This window comes from Nitrospinota bacterium (assembly GCA_009873635.1).
Classification (GTDB): domain Bacteria; phylum Nitrospinota; class Nitrospinia; order Nitrospinales; family VA-1; genus LS-NOB.
On sequence record WAHY01000005.1, the window covers coordinates 123360 to 131728 of the forward strand.

Genomic DNA, 8369 nt, shown 5'->3' on the forward strand with positions numbered 1-8369 from the left:
AATACATTTTAAGTAAATAATTAATCTATAAAATCATTAAAGTATACCGATGGTTTGATATAAATAGATTTATTAGCCTTATTAAAAATGCAGCGTAAGATCTAAATTTGTTCTATATTCGAGTAGGTCTTTTTGTTCGGTTAAAGCCGTTTCATAACCCATTCCCATTATTATATTTTTGGTAAGTCTATATCTAAACCCTGCTGTGCCGGACACTACATGTGTCGATGATGTGCTCCCAAAGTTTGCTGCATCATTTCCTTCGAAATTAGATATTGCTGTTCGGTTTCCCGGGTCATAAGCTTTTAAGCCATTAACTTCGATTAGAGGAAAAAAGTTTTTAAACAATTCATAGTCTAAGTGTGCATGCCAGTGGAAAAAAGAGCTATTGTAATCTGTGTCCAATGCTTGCTGAATACCTAGGCTACCCTGAATTCCCCATTTATTATTCTTTGTTGCTCCTGTTAAAAAATAATCTATAAAGCCATCTCCCTTTCCCTGCAAATTAATACCTCCTGAAGACAGGCTACCCGTTGGTGGTTCGTATTCAATGCCAAAAGTTAATATTTCTTCCTCATCAGGTTTTGAATGTAAGGCATACTTGAAGCCAAAAGAGATATTTTCAAAACCATCACTATCCGGCAAGACATTGTCAAAATGTAAAATTGTATAACCATCTTTAGTAGCAATAAAACCAAGTTGTTCAGTCAGGGCTACGCGTATCTGTGCTGCAAATATGTTAATACTGCCTCCGCCTGTTACAAAACCTTTTGGTATTTCGTTATATAAATAAACTAAACGAGCTTCAGTTGTTATATATGGTGTTTCGTTTAAATAAGGTTGTGCTAAGGGAGGAACATATCTTGTAAACTTTCCCTCTGTCATGGAACCATTAAAGTTGAAATCGTATGCCGTGACTGTATTGGAAAAAAAGGAAAGTAAAAATATTAAACTAGTTTGTGCTAAATACTTTGTTCTCACTCTTTTTCTCCTTTATTTGTATTAAAATATAAAAAAATATTTTAAAGAAAGACCCACCCTAGGAGGTAGAAAATTGGGTGGATCTTTCAAGGCATTAGAGTCTGACATGAAATGTTTGAACTTAGGAGGTAGAAAAAGGGTGGATCTACCAATTCATGAAAACTCAAAATGCAAACTTCAATAAATAAGATCCATATTCTTTGGAAATATTCCCGAAATAGAAGTGAATAATTTATTTATTGTTAATAATACTTTTGAAGAAATATTTCTTTTCAGAAAGAAACATTATTTAGAGTTAGTTTTCATTTAGGATTTTGGAAACTTATATTTTTGCAGGCTTAGACTAGAAGATTTTGCAAACAATAAAAGATTGTAATATGGGAGAAGGGAGTTAGGGTGTTAAGTGATCTTTGTAAAACTGGATTGCTAACTTGTGAGAGCCGTAAAATCGGTTAACAGTTAGTCCTGTGGACTTGTGGAAAATGCGAGGCATTTTCGCACAGGGTCCACAGGCACCTCAACTTTCCATTTTTTCTTTCAGGATTTCATAGGGTGTCTTTCCCTTAAACGCCCCATGAGGCCTGTGGCAGTTGTAGAAGTTTTCCCATTCCTTGAGTTTTTTATTTAAATCGACATCATCGGTATATTCGAGAAGTTGATAGAACTCCTGCTTGTCTGTCTTGTGAGATCGTTCAACCTTGCCATTGAGACGAGGGGTTCTTGGTTTAATGTAATGATGCCGGATGCCTTTATCTTCAACATGCCAATGGAACTGAGCCTGGAACTCATGACCGTTATCGGTTCTTACGGTTTGAATTCGGAAAGGGAATTTATCGACCACATAATCTATAAAATCAATGGCGTTCTTTTGAGTGTGTTTTTTGTAAACCTTTAAAGCCCGTATGCGTGTGGCGTCATCGATGGCCGTATATTGGTAATGTTTCACCTTTCCACCATCTTTTTGGGAAATGAGGAACTTGACATCAACCTGGACATGATGGCCTGGAACCTGCTTTTCGTATCTCTTTGGTTACGATGGAACGTTTCCTGGAGTTTTGGGGTAGCTTATTCAAGCCATGCCGTAGCAGGGTTTTATGGGCGGCCCCTGAGGAGATCCGGATATCATGATAGCGTTCAAGGTACCAGACGATCCGTTGCGGCCCCATATGATAAGTTTTCCGCAGGTAGAGAATTTTTTCATAAACCTCGTCCGGATATCGATGCGGCGCGTTTCCGTAGGAAGGCCCTGGACTTCGATTGATCAGACCCGGTTCTCCTTTTTCCTCATAGGCCCGTTTCCATTCGTAGAAAGTAGTTCTTGAAATCCCAAAATAGCGGCAGGTTTTGGAAACGTTTTTAATTTTCTTGGCGTAGGTTAAAACTCTAAGTTTTCGGCTAATATCCCGTTCTTCTGGTGTCATCTCACGGTCTCCGGTTGAATAGGTTCAATACTACCAAAACCTGTCAACCGATCTCGTGGATTTCAAAGCTAACTAAACTGTTCTTTTTATACGTTTTTTGAGATAAATAACTTTATCGCAATGTTCTATTTCTGCTTTTTCCAACTGAAATAATTTTGTTTTCAACTCAATATCTTTACATGCATTCCCTAAGATGTGATAAAACTCTGCAGATACTTTCTCGGACTCTATTGCAAAATCAAAAGCTTTTTCGATGTCTTCAAACTTTGGTAATTCACCTAGAACCTCACTAGTTTTTGGGAAGATGTCAGTTTGGAATTTTTCTGTTGTTAAACTTTTTAGATTCTCATCATTTTCCCATTCCAAATTATCTGTTTCCTCAAGAATTTTTATGAATTGATTTTCATGAGAGGCTTCTTCTTTAGCCATTTGAATTAAAAATTCTTTTGCTATTGTATCTTTGACTTTGCCCGATAGTTCGCTATAAAATCTAGCTCCCTCACGTTCAATTTTAATCGATATTTCAAGCAGTTCTAAATTACTAATTATCATAGTTATTAACCAATTTTAATTGAAACTATAGAATACTTTTGCGTATTTACACCAACTTTAGCATTTTAGATATATTTACTTTTAAAGATAGTTCTTTTTAGCTATTATTCCTCGATTAGCGTAATTTAGTCCTGTTACTAAATCATACTTTCTTTATTTTAATTTAGAAACCTTTTATTAATCAATCTTTTTGTGTTTTTTTTGGGGTTATAGTTAGTTAATGGAGTTTTTAAGTTTTTTTGAAAATAGTCTTGTTAAGGCTGAAGAGAAGGATTGCTTTAAAAAAAAATTGTTGCCTCATGTCCCTATACTTTATAAATCTGCAATTCGTTGGTGCGGAAACCCTGATAATGCACAAGACATGATTCAGGAGACCTTATATTTAGCAATAAAAAATTATAATCAACTTAAAGACCCGGAGAAAGTAAAGTATTGGATGTTTTCCATATTGAGGAATCAATTCTTAAAAGATATTCAAAAAAATAAAAAGCGTGCGGAAATTGAGTTTGATTCAATCTGCGATAGACTAAGTAGTGAACAAAATATAGAAACAGAAGTTTTAAGAGCTGAATTAAAAAGAAACATACTAAATATTTTAAACAAGCTAGAGGATAAGCTTCGATTGCCGCTGATTAAATTCTTTTTTGATGGATTGTCATACAAAGAAATTGCTGAAACTATGAATATACCTATAGGTACCGTAATGTCTCGCATTGCGCGTGCAAAAGTTCACCTGAAAAAAGAACTTTTGCGTTCTTCCTTTATAGACTCTAGACTTAATAACAATACGCCTGATTAACTAATCTTTATTTAAATCACGATCAACCACCCGTTTTTTCTTTTAATTATTATATTTTATCCCACCTTTGTTTTGCCCAAAATACGTATTTCTGCATAAGGTTTGATCTCTTTTTATTTTTTATTCAGCTATTTTCCATTAAATCTCAGTTTTTCAGAATAAATTATTTATTTTTGGATCTATTAATTTAGTAGGTGCTAGTTCCCTAAATTTTGGTTTGTTGACGCGCTATTACTATATTCGATGAAATATATAAAGAATATGAAAGTTTATTTGTTATTTACCTTTCAGGAGGGTTCTAATGTGGAACAGTATTAAGTATTTAGCAGATGGTGCAGGTGGAAAAGTATTGTTGGTTTTGACTCTTATGATGTTTGTAGCTACGCCGGTATATTCGGTTTCTACAGATCATTCGCACGTAGGACACAATACAGGTAACAAAGCAGTTGATAAGCCATTATGGTTAAATAAGCTTGAAAACCAGCTCAATCAAGAGGATTTGATGAGTGGTTTGGAAGGCAGCCAGGAAAAGCTGGATAAAACATTTATGAGGCTTATGGGGCAACTACAGGATAAGGTCAAGGAGCATGCCAGCCCGGCTTCATCAGGTGGTGGATTCCATGACTCTTGGTCAGCTCATCAGTTGGGGCAGAGCTATTTGCTTGGGCCTTCTGAAGCAGCATCTAAAGTCTATAAGGGTGCTCATTGTCCAAGTAATGCTCCCATCAAGAGGTATGAAGTTTCTGCTATTAATGTAGAAGTTACCCTTAACCAGTGGGGAGACTACTACCCGGGCTATATGTATGTCCTGGATAAGGATATCGATAGAGTCCGTGATGAGGAAAAAAGAAATCTTGCGGCTCGAGTAAAAGAAGACGGCTTGGATCCTGGAGCGGTATCTACCGGTTTGCAGGGTGATGCGATTCAGCCTATGACCATTCGTGGTAATCAGGGCGATTGTATTCGCGTTAAGTTCACAAACCGCCTGGAAGACGAAGATGCGGGTTTTCAGATCAGTGGATCTGCGATGATCATCAGCTCTTCTGGTCAGCCTAATACGGCAGCCACAAAGGGTTCTATCGTATCTTCCGGCGAAACTCAGGAATTTGAATGGTTCATTCCTGTTGACGAGCAGGAAGGCAGTCACATGATCCAGAACCATGCGGGTCGTGATCCTTCTGCGCTGGGACTGATTGGTGCGTTCATTGTTGAGCCGAGAGGTTCCCGTTATCTGGATCCATGGACCGGCGGTCCTTTGGAAAACGGATGGATGGCCATGATCGTTAATGACGATGCCCGTGATTTCCGTGAGTTCGCTCTTTTTTACCATGAGGTGGGTGACGAATCCTTTCGACCTCTTAATCGTCACGGAGAAATGATTCCTCAGCGTGACCCGTTGACGGACGCTTATCGTCCATCAGCTCGCGCTATGAATTTTCGTTCTGAACCTTTTGGTATCAACAACCTGGCTCAACAGGAAAAGCATTTCCATTATGAGGACGAATCTCTGTCGTACAGTTCTTATACTTTTGCGGATGCTCCGACTACGATTCCACGTTCATACCTGGGTGACCCCGCGAAGTTCCGTTTGATTCATGGTGGTGGTGAAGTGTTCCATTCACATCATCCTCATGGAGGTTCTATCCGTTGGACTCGTTCACCGCAACGTGAGCCACAAATTACAAACCTGACACAAGCAGCATACGATGGTCCGGTTAAATATCCGGTGGTTCGTACCACGACCGACCGCGTTGATGTTGAGGTTATTGGACCTGCAGAAGCACTCGACCTTGAAACGGAGTGTGGATCAGGTCTATGTCAGCGTTTAGCTGGAGACTTCCTGTTTCACTGTCACGTTGCGCATCATTACGTAGCGGGTATGTGGGGTTACTGGAGGGTTTATAACACCCTACAGGATGGTAATTATCCTATGGGTAGCACCGATGTTATGCGTCCTTTGAAAGAGCTTCCCGATCGTTTGGGAAGAATTCCCAAAGGTCAGACTTCAGACAAGCTGGTCGGCAGGACCATGGACTGGTTTGGCAAGAAGTTTAAAATTATAGATTCTGGAAAAAGTGATTGGAGTAAAGCAACACCAGTCGTTAATGTCAAAGACTGGGTTAAGTACATGCTTCCGCCTCAAGGGCAACCCGGTCATACTGATGATGAAAAAGGCCAGATTCTGTCTTATGACGGATCTGTCTGGGATTATAGCTGGAAAGGCAACCAGGCTCTTTCTGAGCGGGAATCCACTTTGAAAACACCTAAGTATATTTCTCCGCGCCCTGGTAAGCGTCATCCATTGCAGTTTGACCAGCATGGAAAACTGGCGTGGCCTCATATGACACCACATTTTGGTAAGCGTGTTCCTTTCGCGCGTAACCATGGTGGTGCTCCCTGGCTAGAGCCGTTCCATATGCAGACCGACCATGAGGTTATTACCAAGACAGAGTCTGGTAGTTCTCGAAGTGGTTCTGATATGGAGAACACAGGTGGTGCCAAGCCGGGTGAGCAGGGCAGATGGAGTCTTTGTCCTAGGGGTGCTGGTCGTAAGCAGTACAATCTGGTCTTCATCAATACTCCGATAGAGCTTTCCGGCGCGGTAGGAAGCACACCACCTATTATCGATAAATATGGCCTGATCTATGTTATCGATGAGGAAATGGCTGCTGTGAAGGCAGATCCTAAGAAAGCCATTCCGTTGGTCATTCGTGCCAACGTTTATGACTGTGTGGACCTGCTGTTGACCAGTGAATGGAATGATGATGATTTCACCAACTTCCAGATGTCGAAGTTGAACATTCATCCGCATTTCTTCCAGTTCGACAACCAGGCTTCAGACGGCGTAATTTCAGGTTTCTCTTACGACCAGTCCATGAGGTCTTACAAGCAGTTCACCAAGAAGATGAAAGACGGTCACCATGTTGGTATGCCTGTTCCGATGAACGGTCATGTTGTTAAATCAACCCGGCCTGGTGATAAAACAGTAGTGGTTAAGATGGCCAAGCATTCAACGCCTTACCATGTTGGAGCCGATATCATTGTTGGTATCGAAGTTCCCAATGGCAAGGATGCACGCTGGATTACGAATATTTCGCCTGACCCAAACAAGGGATTTGCGAAAGATGATACGTATACCATCACGTTCTCCGAAGGCATGACTCACAGTCACAAAGCGGGACAGATTGTTAGTACGGAATATGTTCGCTATCGCTGGTGGGTAGATGTTGATTTAGGTCTGGTGTTCTGGCATGACCATGCGTTCGGTGCGACCACCTGGCCACATGGTGGAATCGGATCTACCATTGTTGAGCCTTGGGGATCTACGTATCACGATCCTAAAACCGGCGAACCAATCCGCAGTGGGCCAGTTGCCGACATTCATGGAACAGAGCCTTTCGCATACGGGCGTAACGGCAGTTTCCGTGAAATCGTTGTACAGTTGCATGACACAGTTCCACATACAGCACAATTGGTGAGTGAAGGAAATCCACCCGGACTGACGCGTGAGAACGCGATTGCTGCCGGTCAGTCGATTTCCTTCCAGATGCCTTCTAGCATGCTGGAAGTAGCTTTCCCACACCTCAATGGTGGAACGCACACCACAGGTGGTGGCTTCAACTTCCGTGCGGCTTCATTGACTGCACGGTTGAGGTCAAACTCTGATGCTTCACAACTGTTCAGCAGTAAGACCCACAGAGACCCTGATACTCCGATGATTCGAGCGTATGTGGGGGATAATGTGGTATTCCGTATGTTGCACGGTATGATGAACGAAACTCATGTATTCTCACTTTCAGGACATGGGTTCCGACCAGAGCGTTATGATCCGGATTCACGGGTGACCAATGCTCTGCATATTGGTATAGCTGAGCGCTATGACCTGGCGACCACCGCTGGTGGTTATCAGGGTATGGCAGGTGACTACCTGATGTATGACGGTCGTACTTCTCATCTGTCTGAAGGCAGTTGGGGTATTTTCCGAGTGCACAACAAAAAGCAGAAAGACCTTCAGGTTCTTCCTGGCAACGAAGACTTTGCCAAGAAACAGAAGAGAACTCTCTGCCCGAAAGGTGCACCGGTTAAGAGCTTCAGCGTTGTAGCAATTGATAAAGCACTGAAGTTTAACCCAAACACTGAAGATGAGATCGAAGTAGACTTTGAGCGTAAACTTCAGCTCGCCAACGCGAAAGGTAAAATCTTCGCGCTGGAGGGTGAAGCCAAGCAGGCTGCGACTGGGCATATGCCTCATCCTTTGACCCTGCGTGCCAACATCGGCGATTGTGTCAAAGTTAAACTGACCAACCGTCTGAAAGAAGGAAACGCTTCAATGCATCCTAACAACATCGCGTTCGATCCTCTGGATTCCCAGGGCATCAACGTCGGTAACAACCCTGGCGACCAGACGGTTGCACCGGGTAAATCGAAAACCTACACGTTCTATGCACATCCTGATTACAACATCAACGGTGCATTGATCTGGGATTTCGGTAACCTGACGACGAACGTGAGAGACGGACTGTTCGGCGGTATCATCATCGGGCCACGCGGTTCGGTGTACCGTGATCCAGAAACAGGGAAGGACATTACCCTGGGTAACTCCTGGAAAGCGGATG

The 8369-nt window shown here is 41.8% G+C and carries 3 protein-coding genes and 2 pseudogenes; 2 read left to right on the forward strand and 3 right to left on the reverse strand.

The window, feature by feature from the left end; genetic code table 11:
• Positions 1-81 precede the first annotated feature (81 nt).
• The 3 genes and pseudogenes from F3741_05165 to F3741_05175 form a co-directional block, all read right to left on the reverse strand.
• A complete protein-coding gene (locus tag F3741_05165; GenBank protein MZG30193.1) occupies positions 82-981 on the reverse strand; it encodes a hypothetical protein in 900 nt (299 codons plus the stop codon).
• A 517-nt stretch (positions 982-1498) separates the two neighbouring features.
• Positions 1499-2402 (reverse strand): annotated as a pseudogene (locus tag F3741_05170) (IS481 family transposase).
• A gap of 72 nt (positions 2403-2474) precedes the next feature.
• Positions 2475-2954 (reverse strand): ferritin family protein, encoded by a 480-nt coding sequence (locus tag F3741_05175; protein MZG30194.1) that lies wholly within the window; start codon positions 2952-2954, stop codon positions 2475-2477.
• A 220-nt stretch (positions 2955-3174) separates the two neighbouring features.
• On the opposite strand from F3741_05175, the gene F3741_05180 reads away from it, so the two are divergent.
• Positions 3175-3753, forward strand: a complete 579-nt coding sequence (locus F3741_05180) for a sigma-70 family RNA polymerase sigma factor (protein ID MZG30195.1) — start codon at positions 3175-3177, stop codon at positions 3751-3753.
• Between the two features lie 439 nt (positions 3754-4192).
• A pseudogene (locus F3741_05185) lies at positions 4193-8369 on the forward strand (hypothetical protein).

Coding starts and splice junctions, on each gene's coding strand:
- F3741_05175 (MZG30194.1), bottom strand. CDS start 2,954: ATGATAATTAGTAATTTAGAACTGCTTGAAATATCGATTAAAATTGAA.
- F3741_05180 (MZG30195.1), top strand. CDS start 3,175: ATGGAGTTTTTAAGTTTTTTTGAAAATAGTCTTGTTAAGGCTGAAGAG.